The sequence below is a fragment of the Gloeothece verrucosa PCC 7822 genome (genome assembly GCF_000147335.1).
Lineage (GTDB): Bacteria > Cyanobacteriota > Cyanobacteriia > Cyanobacteriales > Microcystaceae > Gloeothece > Gloeothece verrucosa.
This window is the reverse complement of the sequence record NC_014501.1, coordinates 3,362,601-3,380,314: the sequence shown is the minus strand read 5'-3', so window position 1 is coordinate 3,380,314 and position 17,714 is coordinate 3,362,601. Positions and strand designations below refer to the sequence as shown.

The following is a 17,714-nucleotide window of genomic DNA, read 5'->3' as shown; positions in this document are numbered from 1 at the left end:
TTGATCCCCACCGAACGACTCGATTAAAAAATAAAAACTTACAGTTAGATAATCGTTGTAATCAGTTATTAAATATTCAGTCAAATTTAGAAAATATATACTGTGTGAGCCTTCTCGGGAAAATTCTTTAAACAATTTATCTAGCTTTAAAAGTAATAATAATTTCAATAAAATTGTTAATAAAATAAAAATTAATCAAATTTTGAAAGTGGGATACTGGATTTTAACTTTCCAGCTAAAGGAACGTCTTCAACGTCGGAAAATAGCCCAATTAATCATTCATAGTAACTTATTTGACTCAGATTATTATTGCGAAAAAAATCCCGAAGTAAAAAAGTATAAAATTGATCCATTAGGGCATTATATCGATATTGGCTCTAGGGAAGGCAGAAACCCTCATCCCCTTTTTGATAGTGCCTATTATATAGAAAATAATCCAGATGTTGCTAAATCGGGAATTCCTCCTCTAATTCATTTCATTTATCATGGAGCTAGAGAGAAACGTAATCCCCATCCATTATTTAACACAGAGTTTTATTTAAAACAAATTAAAACGGATCTAGGGCAACAAAATCCCCTGGGACATTTTTGTCAGGTGGGTATTTTTGAAGGGCTAGATCCTCATCCTCTTTTTGATACCTCATATTATCTAAATCGATATTCAAAACAATTACCCCAAAACATTAATCCTCTGGTGCATTATTTACAAGAGGGGGCTAAACTCGGATATGATCCTCATCCATTGTTTGATACCTCTTTTTATTTAGAACAAAATCCCCAAATTTTAGCATCAGATATTAATCCCCTAATTTACTATATTAATAATGGGGTTAAAGAGGAACTTAATCCTCATCCCTTATTTGATACAAATTTTTATATCAAACAAATTAAATTAGATTTAGAAAAAACCCTGAATCCTTTAATTCATTTTCTTCAAATTGGCAGTTTTCAAGGGTTAGATCCTCATTCGCTTTTTCATACCTCACATTATCTAGAAAACAATCCGGGTTTAGATATGAATCCCCTGGTTCATTTTATCCAGTGGGGAGCGAGGGAAAAACAAGACCCTTTTTGTTATGCAAAACTTTTTCCAGAAAGGGAAAATGAGGATCAAAGCTTAAATAATTCACCAGATTTCTCTTGTCCCAAAAGCCTCGACTCAAATTATCAACAATGGCTACAGAAAAACTACCCGACAACTTGGGAATTGGAAAAAAAAGCTTACCTAGCAACTTGTTTTAATTATCAGCCGCTTATTAGTATCATCATGCCCGTTTACAATACGCCTGAAAAATACTTAAGGGAAGCGATTCAATCAGTTTTAAATCAGGTATATTCTAACTGGGAGCTTTGTATTGCTGATGATGCTTCTAGCCAACCTCATATAAAATTAGTTTTAGAAGAATATCTCAAGCAAGATTCAAGAATTAAAGTAGTTTTTAGAGAGAGTAATGGTCATATTTCTAACGCTTCTAATTCAGCACTTTCAATAGCCACAGGAGAATTTATTGCCTTACTCGATCATGATGATATATTAACTCCTCATGCTTTATATGAAGTCGCTTCACTGCTTAATAGTCATCCAGAAGCTGACATGATTTACTCAGATGAAGATTTTATAGATGATGATGGCCAGTTAAGTCATCCTTATTTTAAACCTGATTGGTGTCCCGATACTTTTTTGGCTAATATGTATATCTGCCATTTAGGCGTGTATCGACATTCAATTGTTAAAGAAATTGGCGGTTTTCGAGTTGGGTTTGAAGGCAGCCAAGACTATGATTTGGTCTTAAGATTTACTGAAAAAACCGAACAAATTTTTCATATTGCTGATATTTTATATCATTGGCGAACTCATGCGGCTTCAACCAATATCAATCCCAGTGCAAAATCTTATGCTTTTGTTGCCGCTCGCAAAGCCTTATCCGAAGCTCTCATTCGCCGAAAAGAACCCGGATTTGTCCTTGACGTTCCTAATTATCCCGGTTGTTATGTAATCCGATATGACATCAAAGAGCCGGATTTAGTCAGTATTATTATTCCTACAAAAAACCTAGGAGAAATGCTTGACAAATGTCTAACCTCTATCTTTGAAAATACAACTTATCCCAATTATGAAGTAATTTTAATTGATCATGGTAGTCGAGAAGCAGAAGCCATTGAAATCATTAATAAATGGAAAAAGCAAGAAGTTAAACGGTTAAAATATTATGATTTAGATATCCCTTTGAATTATTCAAAAATAAATAATTTTGGCGTAGAGAAATCTAGAGGAAAATATCTTTTATTTCTCAATAATGATACAAAAGTTATTACTGATGATTGGATTGAAAAAATGGTTGAACAAGCCCAAAGAGCTTCCATCGGAGCCGTAGGGGCATTATTGTTATATCCTGATAATAGGGTTCAACACGCCGGAGTATTATGGGGTATTAATGGCAGTGTAGGTCATACCCACAAACATGAGAAATATGGGACTTCAGGTTACTTTGGCCGACTGATATATGTTCATAATTATCTAGCGGTTACGGGTGCTTGTTTAATGTGTAGAAGAGAAGTATTTGAAGAAGTAGGAGGATTTGAAGAAAAGCTTGCCGTCAACTTTAACGACATTGATTTCTGTTTAAAGCTAATTGATAAAGGTTATCGCAATCTATGTCTCCCTCATGTGCTTTTATATCACTATGAATCTCAAAGTAGAGGCCATGACACTCAAGAATCCGCCAAATTTGCCCGATTCATTTGTGAAGAAAAGTATATCTTCAAAAAATGGCAAAAAATGATCAAACACGATCCCTGTTACAATCCTAACTTGACATCAGAAAAAGAAGATTTTAGCCTTAAAATATAGAAGACATAAAGCTCGGCAAATAATACTTAAAGGAAAATTTTAGCCGCTAAACCTTGCTGAATTTCCCTAGGTTGATGTCAGCCCAGATAAATCGGCTCATTTTCCCCCAAATAGCGGCAAGCGTAGCCATAAATCAGCAAATTTTCTCACTATTCCTCTTTCAGGCTCTAGATATGATATAAGGAGAAAAGTTGACAGTTCGTGCAACAATCAATAACAACCAGATGACTTATTGTTTAGGAATTATTAATCGCTTCGGCATTGTGATGGGGGCTGACTCTCGCACCAATGCAGGAGTCGACTACACTTCAGCCTATCGAAAATTGTTTGATTTTTCTCTTCCAGGTGATCGCGTCATCGTTATTTGCTCCTCTGGGAATCTGTCAGTCACTCAAGGGGTAATCATCGGACTACAGCGAGACATAAAAAACGGCGAGAACACCAACCTTTATACCCTCTCGAGTATGTATGATGTTGCTCACTACATCGGTAATAAAAGCCGCCAAATACAAGACCGGGACCGTGCCTGGTTAGAAAAAGACAAAATTAGCTACCAATGCAATTTCCTATTAGGGGGACAAATTAAAGGGGAACCGCCCGAATTATATATGATTTATCCTCAAGGGAATTACATTCAAGCCACTAAAGAGACTCCGTTTTTACAAATTGGAGAAACCAAATACGGCAAACCGCTTTTAGATCGAACGATTACCTATGATACCCCTCTAGAAGCTATGGCTAAATGCGCCCTCTTATCCATTGACTCCACGATGAAGTCTAATCTTTCGGTGGGCCCCCCCATTCATTTAGTCATGTATGAAACAGATAGTTTTCTTCTGCGTCATAAGTTAGAACTACGCTTAGGTGATCCCTATTTGGCCAAAATGCGTAAGCAATGGGAAGAATATGTCCGTCAATCTTTTGAAGCCATGCCTAACATACAATGGCAATACGAGGAACAACAAAGCCAAGAAGATATTCTAATTGATTAGTCATTAGTTGTTAGTCATTAGTTGTTAAGTACCTGGACAAAATTAAAGTTAACTGTTTGGTAAGGGAACACCGGATCTGGGAACAGGGAACAGGCGCATGCTTTCAAGGCTTTTACATTTCTTAACATAATCAACTTTATTTATGTCCAGGTACTTAGTCGTTAGTTGTTAGTCATTAGTGAATAATAACAGGTTAGGGATTATTGATTATTTATTTACTGGTTGACTATTGACCAATGACTATTGACTATTGACTAATGACTATTGACTAGCTTTAACGCAACACTCGTATTCTTACAGGAACTCGTCCTCCTCTTAAAGAACCGATTTGTCTATAGGCGGCTTGAGACAAATCAATACTGCACCGACAGCGATCAACAATTCGGACAATAACACTTTTTCCTGTTTTGGGATTGATCACTTTAACCCTTGTACCAAAAGGAAGATAGGGATGGGCGGCTACATGCTGATGTTGACTAAATCTTGCTCCTGATGCTGTTGTTCTACCATGATGACCAGAACTATAAAAAGTTGCTGTTTGTGCTGTTGCAGGGACTTCAGTTAACGCTATCATCAAAGTAGCTAGGATGAGTTTCTTAATCAAAACAACACTCCTCACGCTGGGTAAACACATCTAGGTTAATATACTCACTTATTTTCAATTTGTCTACCTTGGCACAAAAATTTTTTTCGGCTCAGTTGCTTCTAAGCTAACCAGAGAGGGGCTTTCCCCCACTAAAATTTTTCTTCTCACCTACAGGCTGCTAACAAGCCTAATTTTGATATGAGTTTAAAAATGTCCTGTCAAATCATCTATCTTGGTTATCGTTCTCGTTTAATTGTGTTGAGTCTGGTATTGGTGGGGATCACAGGAATCATGGCCTGTAATAGCTCGTCATCTTCCTTGTCTAATTCTCAAAGCAATAGTTCCCTAGTTTCAGCGAACTCGGTTGACTGGGTTGAACAAGGAGTTAATAATACTCAAGCTGGCAATTATCAACAAGCTTTAGAAAATTTTAACAAAGCTTTGAAGCTTGATCCCAATAATGTAGATGCCTATTACAATCGAGGTTTTGTTTATAGCTATTTAAAAGATTTTCCCAAAGCTCTAGAAGATTTTCAAAAAGCTCTCCAACTTGAACCGGATTTAGTAGAAGCTTATATTAATCGAGGTAATGTGTATTTAGAATTAGGAGAATATCAAAAAGCTATCGCTGATTATACAGCCGCTCTCAAATTTAATCCGAATGAGGCTTTTGCTCATAATAATATCGGACTTGCCTATCTAAACCTAGGCGAGCCAGTACGTGCTACATTAGAATTAACTAAAGCCGTTGAACTTGATCCCAACTATGGCGAAGCTTATTACAATCGAGGTTTAGCTTTTTCGGATGTGGGGGATCAACAAAAAGCCCGCAGCGATTTTCAAAAAGCCGCACAACTTTGGCGGCTAGACGGCAATGAATTTGGTGTTGAATCTGCCCAGCAACAGATTCGTTTACTTAAATAAGCATCAGCCAAGAAAATTTCTCTAAAATCCCTTTAAGGCTAACGATGAAAACTGCTTTTCTCACCCATAAATTCCTTTCATTATTTTTTAAGAAAAAGACGCCGCATGGGTTTACTCCATTAGGATTTTTAGTTCGAGTTTTTCTGTATAGTGGAGTTATAATCACCCTTGTTCTACCCTCTTCTGATATACTTGTATTGGCAAATTACGATCCAAGGGACCCACAACCTAAAAATCATTTGGGAGCCTTCAACCGCGCTCAACAGGCTTTCCATTTGGAAAATGGACAGTTTGCGGATTCTTTAACACAACTACAACTTTATCGGTTGGATCAAATTGATCAAAATTACCAATATCATTGGCTATCGTCGATGATTCCCGGCGATAATAATAACAATGACCGTAAATTTATTCACAGCAAATTTATGATGGCTCAACCAGTCCCTGAATGGTCTGGATATCACAAAACTTATATAGGCGCAGTTTTTTTTGACACCAATAAAGAGGAGTTTGTGACGGGTATTTGTGGCATGGATCAAGTGAAAACCTTACCCAAAACAGTTCCTATATTGAACAGCGATAAAACAATTCAATGCCCGGCGGGATCAACGCTAATTAGATAAAACAGTCACGTTTTTTTGAAGCACTTTTTGGTCATCTAGAACAAAAACAAATTGCCACTCTCCGGGTTGATCCTCTGTGGGATTAAATTGATAATTACAATCAGTCGTTACATGACCGCTCGATGTTTTCAGAACAGATTCACCCACAGCCGCTAATCTTCCTTGGGGATCAAACAGTTGACAGACCCCTACATAGTTAGATTTATCTAAACTCGACAAGCTTATTCTAAAATTAATCGCTTTTTGTCTTATAGAAATTTGATTGGGATTATCATAATCAGATAAAATACTAAGCCGCACTAAACCCTGAGAGGGCGTAACTTCTGTTAGTTGTGACTGAAAATATCGCCAACCCACAGGGATAAAAATCCCGACACTAGCTGCGGTAATTCCTAACTTCATCCATAAGCTTTTTGCCGTTTTAGGGCGAGGACGCAACACCTCTAAGGGAATAAGCTTTTCTAAAGCTTCCTCGGCATTGGCATAACGATTTTTATAATTAGGTTCTACGATTTTTTCTAACCATTGAATAAATTCTTCGCTCAGATGAGGGACTTTGGCTTTAAAGTTAATCTTACCTTGATCATCGATTAAACTACCGACTTCTGTAGATTTGATCTGAGTCAGTAAACAAATTAAAGTCGCCCCTAAACTATAAAGATCTGATGCGGCACTCAGTTGACGACCAAACATTTGTTCGGGCGGCATAAACCCTAATGTTCCTTTCACCACACTACTCACCGCCACTTCTCCTCCACCCATACGGGCAAAGCCAAAATCCACTAAACTAACATTGAGTTTGTCATCGACTAAAATATTCTCGGGTTTTAAGTCTCGGTGAATCACTGGAGGAATACGGTTTTGTAAATATTTGAGAATTTCTAAGACGGCGATGGCAATATGTTTAACTTGATGCGGTTTCCAGGGTTTGGGAATGACCAGAGAGGGAGCATTTTTATACTCCTGAATCATGCAGAAACCTGAAGGCGTTTGAAAAGAGTCGAGATAACGCGGAATACTGGGATGATCCAATCCTTTTAAGATTTCGATTTCTCGTTGATAAGCGTCATAGTCTGACCAACTTGAACCAGTACGGGCAAATTGAAATTGCTTGACAACAACGCTGGTTTGTGTATTAATTTCAGTGGCTTTGTAAGTAATACGTCCTCCGGCCCGGTTGTGGCCGAGTTCAGAGATGATTTGATAACCGTAGTTGCTAAAGTCTGGGTGAGTCATGAGTTTTTATTTTTAGGTTTTTTATTGGGCGTTGATTTTATATTTCCCTCTAAAACGCCAATTAGCTGCCTAGGGTTGAATGAATTTCAGCTTAGATTTTTGATAATGGGCAAAAATTTTATTGTGTTTTTTAGGAATAGCAATAGCCTGTTTATACCAAAGATAAAATAAAGTTCCCCCAGAAGCAATTGCCATCGCCGACATCCAAACCACCGCAAAAGAAAGGTTTAAATGATTGAAGACATTTCCTTGTAGTATTTGTATAATCAGCACTAACCAAATTCCTGATACTACCCCTACACCGCCAGTTAACAGAGCGATCATTCTTGATCTGATAGGTTCAATGCCTCGACTTTGTTGCACATCAGCGACAGGTAAAAATATCCCGGGTAGCAACAGAGCAATGGTTAGTGAAGTGATGCAATAGGGTAAAAAGATAATCCCTAAAATTATTTTACCTAAAAGGGTTTTCCAATCCTCCATTTTTTCAAACTCTTGAAGACGATTAATGCCTAACATCGCACCGCCTAAAATTCCCGACATAACCAAAATTATCCTGATGCCTATCCCACTTTGTCCCGACAAAAACAATCTCCCAAAAAATACAGTACAGATCGTTCCTGCAATGATACTACCCAAAACCGCAGATATAATTGCTGTAAAGGGATTTTTCTTGATCCCAGATTCAGTGCTTGACAGTAGCAAATCTACCACAGCGACTCCCGGTAAACCCAAAAAGAGTATCCACCAACTAATATTGAGTAGAGTCAACCCCGCCCCGGCACAACAGCAAAAAATATATAAAAACCACAGAGAACTATAATTTAATGATTGCCGTTTGGGTAAAATTCCTGTTTCAACTTCTAGGGAAATGATCTTAGTTTCTTCGGATGAATTGCTGTGTAAAATGAGTTGACGTTGATAAGTGACTGACGACAATAACTGAGCCGTATCTACCGTGATTTGACAGGCCACCTGATTTCCTTCAAACTTTTGGGGAGAAAAAGAAATCCAACTATGATCATAAGGCGTATGCGGCGGATCTGATGGATGGGGAGCCACTTCCCATCTTCCCGATAAAACTGTTTTTGGAATCGGGTTAGTGATGGTGATGGTTTCGGTTAGTTTTTCGGGCCATTGATTAGCTTTCAATAAGAGGCTATCCTGAGAAATTCTCACTTTGGGTAATTGATGTACATCAATGGGTTTTAAAGCCGCTAACGCCTCTTTTGCTGAAGAAAAACGCTCTTTAGGTAGGGGTTGTACCATCTTTTCTAACCAATTAATCCAACCCCTTTGTAAAGGCGGCACTAAATGACGGAAATGAATTTGGTAATCTGCATCAATTAAAGTGCCAATATCGTTAGATTTAACTCCGGTTAAAAGACAAACTAAAGTGGCTCCTAAACCATATAAATCTGAAGCCGCCGTTAACTCTCGGTTAAATAACTGTTCAGGCGGCATAAACCCCATCGTGCCTTTTACCACACTACTAACCGTCACTTCTCCCCCGCCTTGACGAGCAAAACCAAAGTCAATCAAATATGCTTTTAAATCTTCATCAACTAAAATATTTTCGGGTTTAATATCTCGATGAATGAAAGGCGGATTTTGCGACTGAAGATAAACTAAAATTCTTAATAAATTAAGGGCAATTTTTTTAATTTTTTCTAACTTAAATGACCGACTGGTGGCTAAAGATTGTGCTTCAATATATTGTTGAACTAAACAGAATCCTTGCTCGGTTTCAAAATTATCTAAATAACGAGGAATCCCCGGATGAGACAACCGCCGTAAAATTTGTGATTCTTGTTCATAAGCTTCATATTCTGTCTCTTTCCAAGTGCTACCTAAAAACTGAAACTGTTTAATCACAACTGTCTCATTGGTGGGGATATGAGTCGCTTTGTAAGTTACTCGTCCTCCGCTTAAGTTGTGACCGAGTTCTTCTAAAATTTTATAGCCATGCTTTTCTAAATCTTGAAAATTCATTTGCTCTAAAGTGATTAGTGGTTAGTCATTAGTGGTTAGTCATTAGTCACCTGTTAGAACTTATAACTGATTACTGTTAACTGTTGTCTACTCCCTGTTCACTCAGTAATTGCCCATAAATCAAGCCGGCGTTTGTTAATAAATGTAAACGAGCTACTAGCATCAGTCTCCTCCTATTGTTTAAGGCGCAAGCAAGAGCTACCCTATACTTCCTATCTTCACAGTTAACTTGATTTTTGTCCACCTAATACCCATTGGAGAATGTCGCCGCCTTAAAGAGGTTCTCGCCTTTGGCCTGTTGGCTACCGACTTAGGAGCAAATAGACTATACTAAAAAGCGATTATTAGCCATAGCGTTGTTAATTGTTCATCAGAAAGTACATGAATCCAGAAGAAAATTATATCCTACTCAACCAGCGAATTGCTGAACTAGAATCTCAAGTTGAATCTTTAAGTAAACTTTTCCCCTTAGTCGAAAAAATCGCTCAACTCGAGAAAATACAAGAGTCAATTAATAAAATTGAAAGCAATTTTACCCTGATAGAAGATATTGATAGATACTCCCCACTGCGAAATTTATTAAGCGTCGGAGACTTTAAAGCGGCAGATCTCGAAACCACTAGAGTCTTACTAGAAATAGCGGGTGAAGACCGCCAGTCTCTCACTCCTGATGATATAAGAAAATTTCCTTGTAGTGCAATTCGTGTTATTGATCGCTTATGGAAAATTTATAGTGATGACCGTTTTGGATTTAGTATTCAATTACAAATTTATCAAGAAATAGGGGGCACTCGTGAAAGTTTAATTGCTCAGGACATGGGCTTATTGATTAAATTTGGTGACCAAGTTGGTTGGCGAGAGAATGGAGAATGGCAAGGTTCTACTTACGAACAATGGAATTTTAGTTTATCAGCGCCTAAAGGCTGTTTCCCGGTTAAGTGGTGGAGTTCACCTTATGGAGCAAAAATGGTGAATTTTTTCTTTGTTCGATTATTAGAATGTCAAGTTTAACCCACAAGCCTTTTTAATTGTACGGTAATCCCGTCTTACTTGAGGAGAATTGAGGTCTTAATAAGAATTAACAATTAAGTGAACTTAACTATAGCTTAACGTCTTTAGGCTAATTGTCTAAGGGGATCAATCAAGATATGATCAGCTAAAAATTGACCATCTGAACCGGTTGAGCGTCATCCGATCATTAGCAATGTTATGAAAATAATACCTAAACAACACTGGCATCACTTGCCAATTTCAGAATTATTAAATCTTTTAGAAACCGATTCTCAACAAGGATTACACCCCTTAGAAGTAGAAAACCGTCAGCAACGATATGGGCCAAACGCCCTAACCCAAAAAGAAGGCAAAAGCCCCGTAGTTATATTTCTAGAACAATTTAATCAACCTTTAATCTATATATTAATGGCCGCCGGTGTCATTACAGGACTCCTCAGAGAATGGGTAGATATGGGGGTCATTTTCGCTGTAGTATTGCTCAATGCCATTGTGGGATTCGTACAAGAAGCTAAAGCCGTTGAAGCGATGGAAGCTTTAGCTAAAACCATGCAAAGCGAAGCTACGGTGGTGCGTGGCGGTGAAAAACAACGAATTTCCGCCGATGAATTAGTGCCTGGAGACCTCGTATTTCTTCAGTCGGGCGATAAAGTTCCGGCTGACTTGCGATTAATACAAACCCGAGATTTACAAATTGATGAATCTGCCTTAACTGGTGAATCTCTCCCAGTGGAAAAAGAATCTATTGATCAACTCTCTTCAGATATAGTTTTAGCAGACCGAAATAATATGGCCCATTCTTCAACCCTGGTGACCTATGGTACCGGCACGGGAGTAGTGGTGGCCACCGGAGACAAAACAGAAATCGGCCAAATCAATGAAATGATCGCTTCAGCCGAAGTTTTAGAAACCCCTTTAACCGCACAAATAGAACAGTTTAGCCTCACCCTCATGAAGGTGATTCTTTCCATTGCTGCGCTAACCTTCTTTGCGGGATTATTGCGGAGTCAAGTGGTCGATCGTGAAACCTTAAAAGAAGCGTTTTTAGAAGTGGTGGCCTTGGCTGTGGGAGCAGTTCCGGAAGGATTACCGGTGGTTGTTACCATTACCCTCGCTATTGGTGTGTCTCGCATGGCAAAACGCCAAGCCATCATCCGCAAATTGCCGGCAGTGGAAACTTTAGGGAGTACGACGGTGATTTGTTCCGATAAAACCGGTACCTTAACCCAAAATGCCATGACGGTTCAGGATATCTTCGCCGGTGATCAAGACTATCAAGTTTCTGGCATTGGTTATGGGTTGGAAGGAGAACTGACTCAACAAGGAATTAAAGCTGATTTTAACGCCAATTATGCTCTCAAAGAATGTTTAATTGCTGGACTACTCTGTAACGATACCCGTCTAGTCTTTAAAGAACAAAAGTGGCGTGTGGAAGGGGACCCCACAGAAGCGGCTTTAATTACTTCAGCCACTAAAGCTGGATTATCTAAAGAAACCCTAGAACAAGAATTGCCCAGAGTGGATACTCTTCCCTTTGAATCTCAACATCAATACATGGCCACTTTACACCAATTAGCCCCCGATCAGCCCCCGATCGCTTATATCAAAGGCTCAGTAGAAAAAATCCTAACTCGTTGTCATGATGGTTATAGTACCCAGGGGGAAAAAATCCCCTTAAATGCTGACCTCATCCATGCAAAAGTCGATGAAATGGCTCATCAGGGCTTACGGGTTTTAGCTTTTGCCCGGGCCGAATTTCCCCTTGATACGTTCTCCATTACCCATGAAAGTATTGAAAGCCGCTTAACCTTTCTCGGTTTACAGGCCATGATTGATCCGGCACGTCCTGAAGCTATTGAAGCGGTCAAAAATTGTCAGCGAGCCGGTATCCAAGTCAAAATGATTACAGGAGACCATATAGGAACCGCTACAGCAATCGGGCGTAAACTAGGACTCAATAACTCAATGGGTGAAGTCTTAACCATTAGTGGCAAAGAAATCTCAGAATTTACTGATGAAGAATTAATTGGCGTGGTAGATCGGGTTTCCGTCTTCGCGCGAGTCGCCCCAGAACAAAAACTCCGTTTAGTTAAAGCTTTACAAGCTAGGAAAAATGTGGTCGCTATGACCGGAGACGGGGTAAATGATGCGCCCGCCCTACGACAAGCTGATATTGGGACAGCAATGGGAATCACCGGCACAGAAGTAGCGAAAGAAGCCGCCGATATGGTTTTATTAGACGATAATTTTGCCACCATTCGCGCCGCAGTGGAAGAAGGCCGCCGCATTTACGACAATATTATTAAAAGTATTATTTGGTTACTGCCCACCAATGCCAGTTTAGGGCTAATTATCGTGGTTTCCTCGTTCTTTAACCTAGGGATGCCGGTTACTCCCCTACACATTCTCTGGATTAATACCGTAGCCGCCGTTTTACTCGGCACGACTCTAGCCTTTGAAGTGGCTGAACCCGGCATTATGGAACGTCCTCCCCGTCCTCCTCAAATGCCCCTGCTGCAAAGATCGACGGTTAGCCGCATTATCTTAGTGGGATGTATACTCTGTGTCATGGCTTTTGCCGTTTATTTCCTAGAAAAAACCAATACGGCCACTTCCCAGGCCTCCGCCCAAACCGCCGCCGCTAATGCGATCGTTTTCGGTCAAATTTTTCTTCTATTTAACTGCCGTTCTCGACGTTACACCATGTTTAGAGTCGGCGCTTTTTCTAACCGTTGGTTAATTGCCGGTGTCATCTCAATGATTATTGCCCAATTACTCTTTACTTATACTCCAATCATGAATGAAATCTTTACAACCGCTCCCATTGGCGTGACAGAATGGGCACTCATCCTAGGTTCTTCTGTTGGACTTTATATCTTTATAGAATTAATTAAACGAGGATTACGTAAACAAGAAAAAGCCAAACGAGCCAATAGTTAACTCATTTTTAGACGGCGTTGCTTTGACACATCCTCAGATCAGGCAACGCACCAAAATATTAATTAGGTGAAAGCGAGTTAAACTTAACTGTCAGCTACGATGAAAAGCGCAAGTTCAGGGTTTTTACATTTCGTAACACCCTGTGCTTTATTAGACCTCTTGCACAAATCATCATTTTTAAAGAAAACGAATAAAGGAGCAAGCCTTTCCCCTTTCCCCTTTTCCCGACTTCTGCAAGAAGTCTATTGATATCCAGCTACTTACCTATAGAAAGGGTTCTCAACCATACAGAAAAATTGTTGAGAAATATTAAACCTAATATTCCCCACTATTATTATACTTCTTTCCCCAACAGGTCATATTAAAAAAAGATAAGAAAAGCTCACGAAACGAAGTTTTTATTCAATGATCAAAGAGGGGGGAACTTGACTCTCTTCCCTGGCAAAAATCCTAAAAAAGCTTATGCTTCAAGGATTAAATGCTCAATGGCTACCGAAAAAAAACCAGAAAAAAAACAATCTTGTTGCTAAAGTTAAAGGAGTAAAAAGCCCGTTGCAAAATTGATTGTTAAGTTAGTTAAATTTATAAAGTTACAAAGGAGTACAAGTGAGTAGGGACAATCCCTAGGTGGTTGTCCAAGCGGAGTGTGAATTGAGATTAACGTAAAGTCCCTAAAAAAACCGAATGATTGAGGGAAAACATGAATACTAGAAATTATGCAACTATAGACGGAAATGAAGCAGTAGCCCGAGTAGCCTATCGTCTCAGTGAAGTTATTGCCATTTATCCGATCACCCCGTCATCACCGATGGGGGAATGGGCAGACAGTTGGGCCAGTGAAGGAAAACCCAACTTATGGGGCACAATTCCCTCTGTGGTAGAGATGCAGAGTGAAGGCGGAGCAGCCGGAGCGATTCACGGAGCCTTACAAACTGGCTCTTTAACCACCACATTTACCGCCTCTCAAGGGTTACTACTGATGCTCCCCAACTTCTACAAAATTGCCGGGGAGTTGACATCAGCAGTGATCCATGTAGCCGCCCGTTCTTTAGCGGCTCAAGGATTATCAATTTTTGGCGATCATGCGGACGTAATGGCAGCAAGAGGAACCGGATTTTCGTTATTATCCTCAGCGTCAGTACAGGAAGCACAAGATTTAGCCGCCATCGCCACAGCCACCACCCTACAAAGCCGCGTCCCCGTACTGCACTATTTTGATGGGTTCCGCACCTCTCACGAAGTGCAAAAAGTGGAATTACTGCCTGATGAAGTGCTGCGGAATTTAATTAAAGATGAATGGGTGATCCAACACCGTCAACGCGCTTTAACCCCAGATCGCCCCGTATTACGAGGAACCGCCCAAAACCCTGATGTCTATTTCCAAGCCAGGGAAACCGTAAATCCTTTCTATGAGCAATGTCCGGAACTTACTCAACAGGTAATGGATCATTTTGCCCAATTGACCGGGCGGCATTATCATCTCTTTGACTATCATGGACACCCAGAAGCCGAACAGATCATTATTTTAATGGGTTCTGGCTGTGAAACCGTTCACGAAACCGTAGACTATTTAACCGCCCAAGGGGAAAAAGTCGGCGTGATTAAAGTGCGGCTATATCGCCCCTTTGACAACAAGCGCTTTATTGAAAGCTTACCCGCCACAACCCGAGCGATCACCGTATTAGACCGTACCAAAGAACCTGGCAGCAGTGGAGAACCCTTATATTTAGATATCGTTACTGCGGTCCAAGAAACCCTCCTAGCCGGTAGTAGCGAACTTAAAGCGAAATTACAAAATCTTAAAGCCCTTGTAGGCGGACGCTATGGGCTATCCTCCAAAGAATTCACACCAGCTATGGTGAAAGGCGTATTTGATAACCTCAAAGCCGACACACCGAAAAATCATTTTACCATCGGCATCAATGATGACCTCAGTCATAGCAGTTTACCCTATGATCCTTACTTTTCTACTGAAGCGGATAATGTCGTCCGAGCGGTATTTTATGGCTTAGGTTCAGATGGAACTGTAGGAGCCAATAAAAACTCGATTAAAATTATTGGAGAAGATACCGATAACTACGCTCAAGGGTATTTCGTCTATGACTCCAAAAAATCCGGCTCAGTAACGGTTTCTCACCTACGCTTCGGTCCGAACCTGATCCGCTCAACTTATTTAATTACTGTTGCCAACTTTATCGCCTGTCATTTGTGGGGATTTTTAGACCAATTTGACGTACTAGAAACCGCCATCCCCGGGGCAACCTTCTTGATCAATAGTCCTTATGGACCTGACGAAGTTTGGCAACATTTACCCCGCCCCATTCAAGCAGAAATTATTGCTAAACAACTGAAAGTTTATGTGATTAATGCCTATCAAGTGGCCAGAGAAGCCGGTATGGGGGGACGGATCAATACCGTAATGCAAGTGTGCTTCTTTGCTCTATCAGGGGTATTACCACGAGAACAAGCGATCGAACAAATTAAAAAATCTATTCGCAAAACCTACGGCAAAAAAGGCGAAGATATCGTCAAGATGAATATGTTGGCGGTAGACTCCACTTTAGATCATCTCTATCAGGTGACAATCCCCGATACAGTGAGTGAAGATGCCGCCGAATGGAAACCCCTTATTCCTGATACAGCCCCCGAATTTGTGCGGGATGTATTGGGTAAAATGATAGCCCGCAAAGGCGACGAATTGCCGGTTTCTGCCCTTCCCTGTGATGGAACATTTCCCACCGGCACCACCAAATGGGAAAAACGCAACATTGCCCAAGACATTCCCGTTTGGGACCCCAATGTCTGTGTACAGTGCGGCAAATGCGTCATGGTCTGCCCTCATGCGGTCATTCGTTCTAAAGTGTATGAAGAACAAGAATTAGCCAACGCGCCGGACACCTTTAAGAGTACACAAGCCAAAGACCATGATTGGAAAGCCTTGAAATTTACCATCCAAGTAGCCGCCGAAGATTGCACCGGCTGCGGAATTTGTGTGGATGTTTGTCCGGCCAAGAATAAATCGCAACCGAAACTCAAAGCGATTAATATGGAACCTCAGTTACCCTTGCGGGAACAAGAGCGAGAAAATTGGGACTTCTTTAATCAATTACCTTGGCCAAATCGGCAGGATTTAAACCTCAAGAAAATCTCCCATCAACAAATGCAAGAACCCTTGTTTGAATTCTCCGGTGCTTGTGGAGGATGTGGAGAAACCCCTTATGTTAAATTAGTCAGTCAGTTATTTGGCGACCGCATGGTAGTGGCCAATGCGACCGGATGTTCTTCGATTTACGGCGGCAACTTACCGACGACCCCCTGGACCCAAAACGCAGACCACCGAGGACCCGCTTGGTCGAATTCCCTATTTGAAGATAATGCGGAATTTGGCTTAGGCTTCCGGGTATCCATCGATAAACAGAGCGAATTTGCCGTAGAGTTGTTACAATCCTTAGCCTCAGAAGTGGGAGATAACTTAGTTAATGACCTCCTCCACACCACCCAAAAAGATGAGGCAGAAATTTATGAGCAACGTCAACGGGTAGCACTTCTCAAAGCACGTTTAGCCGAATTAGCGGCGGGAAATTTAGACGAAACCGTGCGCTCGAAAGTGATCATGCTAGAATCACTCGCGGATTATTTGGTCAAGAAGAGTGTCTGGATCGTCGGTGGCGATGGTTGGGCCTATGATATCGGTTATGGCGGCTTAGATCACGTCTTGGCTAGTGGGCGAAATGTAAATATCTTGGTTATGGATACAGAAGTGTATTCTAATACCGGTGGACAAGCTTCTAAAGCAACTCCTCGGGGTGCAGTGGCTAAGTTTGCCGCAGGAGGAAAACCCGCAGCGAAAAAAGATTTAGGATTAATGGCCATGACTTATGGCACCGTATATGTGGCCAGTGTGGCGATGGGAGCGAAAAACGAGCAAACTATCCGGGCATTTTTAGAAGCAGAAGCTTATAATGGCCCATCGATTATTATTGCTTACTCTCACTGTATTGCTCATGGTATTGATATGAAGACCGCCATGACTCATCAGAAAGAAATCGTTGAGAGTGGACGTTGGTTGCTCTATCGCTATAATCCTGAGTTAGCAGTCGTCGGAAAGAACCCCTTACAGCTAGATATGCACCAGCCGAAACTGCCGGTAGAAGACACCATGTATAGCGAAAACCGCTTCAAGATGTTAGCTCGCAGTAAACCCCTTGAAGCTAAAGCCTTGTTAGAGTTGGCTCAAAAGGATGTCAATACTCGCTGGCAGATGTATCAATATTTAGCTGCCCGGCACTTGCAAAGCAACGGCGAAGGAAATGACGGTAATCAACCCCATCATCCTGAATTGAGACAGTCATCGCCTCGCTAAAAACTCAAGAGTCAATAGTCATTAGCCAATAGTCAATAGTTATTCAAGAGTTTTCATCATTTAAACAATTCCAGATATAACTCACAACTAATGACTATTGACTAACCACTCACAACTAATGACTATTGACTATTGACGAATAACTAATAACTAATGACTGATAACTGATAACTAATAACTAAAAAAGGAGAACATA

At 40.5% G+C, this 17,714-nt stretch carries 10 protein-coding genes; 7 read left to right on the top strand and 3 right to left on the bottom strand.

All coding sequences use genetic code 11. From position 1 onward, the window contains the following. Positions 1–208 precede the first annotated feature (208 nt). Entirely contained in the window at positions 209–2,851 is a 2,643-nt protein-coding gene (locus CYAN7822_RS14870; RefSeq protein WP_013323092.1) for a glycosyltransferase family 2 protein, read from the top strand. 224 nt (positions 2,852–3,075) lie between these two features. Further along, the gene (locus tag CYAN7822_RS14865) at positions 3,076–3,843 is read left to right on the top strand and encodes a proteasome-type protease (protein ID WP_013323091.1); all 768 of its coding nucleotides are present in this window, start codon (positions 3,076–3,078) and stop codon (positions 3,841–3,843) included. Between the two features lie 274 nt (positions 3,844–4,117). On the opposite strand, the gene CYAN7822_RS14860 is transcribed toward CYAN7822_RS14865, so the two are convergent. Then, positions 4,118–4,417, bottom strand: coding sequence for a septal ring lytic transglycosylase RlpA family protein (locus tag CYAN7822_RS14860; protein WP_173362891.1), 300 nt, complete (start codon positions 4,415–4,417; stop codon positions 4,118–4,120). A 222-nt stretch (positions 4,418–4,639) separates the two neighbouring features. On the opposite strand from CYAN7822_RS14860, the gene CYAN7822_RS14855 reads away from it, so the two are divergent. Next, positions 4,640–5,353 (top strand): tetratricopeptide repeat protein, encoded by a 714-nt coding sequence (locus tag CYAN7822_RS14855; RefSeq protein ID WP_013323089.1) that lies wholly within the window; start codon positions 4,640–4,642, stop codon positions 5,351–5,353. 44 nt (positions 5,354–5,397) lie between these two features. After that, positions 5,398–5,976 (top strand): type IV pilin-like G/H family protein, encoded by a 579-nt coding sequence (locus CYAN7822_RS14850; RefSeq protein ID WP_013323088.1) that lies wholly within the window; start codon positions 5,398–5,400, stop codon positions 5,974–5,976. Here the strand turns inward: CYAN7822_RS14850 and CYAN7822_RS14845 are convergent. Both CYAN7822_RS14845 and CYAN7822_RS14840 read right to left on the bottom strand, forming a co-directional pair. Continuing rightward, positions 5,965–7,212, bottom strand: coding sequence for a serine/threonine protein kinase (locus tag CYAN7822_RS14845; protein WP_013323087.1), 1,248 nt, complete (start codon positions 7,210–7,212; stop codon positions 5,965–5,967). The genes CYAN7822_RS14850 and CYAN7822_RS14845 overlap by 12 nt on opposite strands. A gap of 69 nt (positions 7,213–7,281) precedes the next feature. Continuing rightward, positions 7,282–9,204 (bottom strand): serine/threonine protein kinase, encoded by a 1,923-nt coding sequence (locus CYAN7822_RS14840; protein ID WP_013323086.1) that lies wholly within the window; start codon positions 9,202–9,204, stop codon positions 7,282–7,284. A 381-nt stretch (positions 9,205–9,585) separates the two neighbouring features. Here CYAN7822_RS14840 and CYAN7822_RS14835 point away from each other — a divergent pair, with 381 nt between their 5' ends. The 3 genes from CYAN7822_RS14835 (at position 9,586) to nifJ (ending at position 17,518) form a co-directional block, all read left to right on the top strand. Then, positions 9,586–10,215, top strand: a complete 630-nt coding sequence (locus CYAN7822_RS14835; RefSeq protein WP_013323085.1) for a GUN4 domain-containing protein — start codon at positions 9,586–9,588, stop codon at positions 10,213–10,215. Between the two features lie 198 nt (positions 10,216–10,413). Beyond that, the gene (locus CYAN7822_RS14830) at positions 10,414–13,155 is read left to right on the top strand and encodes a cation-translocating P-type ATPase (RefSeq protein ID WP_013323084.1); all 2,742 of its coding nucleotides are present in this window, start codon (positions 10,414–10,416) and stop codon (positions 13,153–13,155) included. 700 nt (positions 13,156–13,855) lie between these two features. Beyond that, on the top strand, positions 13,856–17,518 hold the full coding sequence (nifJ, locus tag CYAN7822_RS14825) for a pyruvate:ferredoxin (flavodoxin) oxidoreductase (RefSeq protein ID WP_013323083.1): 3,663 nt from the start codon (positions 13,856–13,858) through the stop codon (positions 17,516–17,518). Positions 17,519–17,714 lie beyond the last annotated feature (196 nt).

Bases quoted from the DNA above. Each gene is read 5' to 3' on its own strand.
- CYAN7822_RS14855 (WP_013323089.1), top strand. From the start codon at position 4,640: ATGTCCTGTCAAATCATCTATCTTGGTTATCGTTCTCGTTTAATTGTG.
- CYAN7822_RS14835 (WP_013323085.1), top strand. From the start codon at position 9,586: ATGAATCCAGAAGAAAATTATATCCTACTCAACCAGCGAATTGCTGAA.
- CYAN7822_RS14850 (WP_013323088.1), top strand. From the start codon at position 5,398: ATGAAAACTGCTTTTCTCACCCATAAATTCCTTTCATTATTTTTTAAG.
- CYAN7822_RS14845 (WP_013323087.1), bottom strand. From the start codon at position 7,212: ATGACTCACCCAGACTTTAGCAACTACGGTTATCAAATCATCTCTGAA.
- CYAN7822_RS14865 (WP_013323091.1), top strand. From the start codon at position 3,076: ATGACTTATTGTTTAGGAATTATTAATCGCTTCGGCATTGTGATGGGG.
- CYAN7822_RS14860 (WP_173362891.1), bottom strand. From the start codon at position 4,417: ATGATAGCGTTAACTGAAGTCCCTGCAACAGCACAAACAGCAACTTTT.
- CYAN7822_RS14840 (WP_013323086.1), bottom strand. From the start codon at position 9,204: ATGAATTTTCAAGATTTAGAAAAGCATGGCTATAAAATTTTAGAAGAA.
- nifJ (WP_013323083.1), top strand. From the start codon at position 13,856: ATGAATACTAGAAATTATGCAACTATAGACGGAAATGAAGCAGTAGCC.
- CYAN7822_RS14830 (WP_013323084.1), top strand. From the start codon at position 10,414: ATGAAAATAATACCTAAACAACACTGGCATCACTTGCCAATTTCAGAA.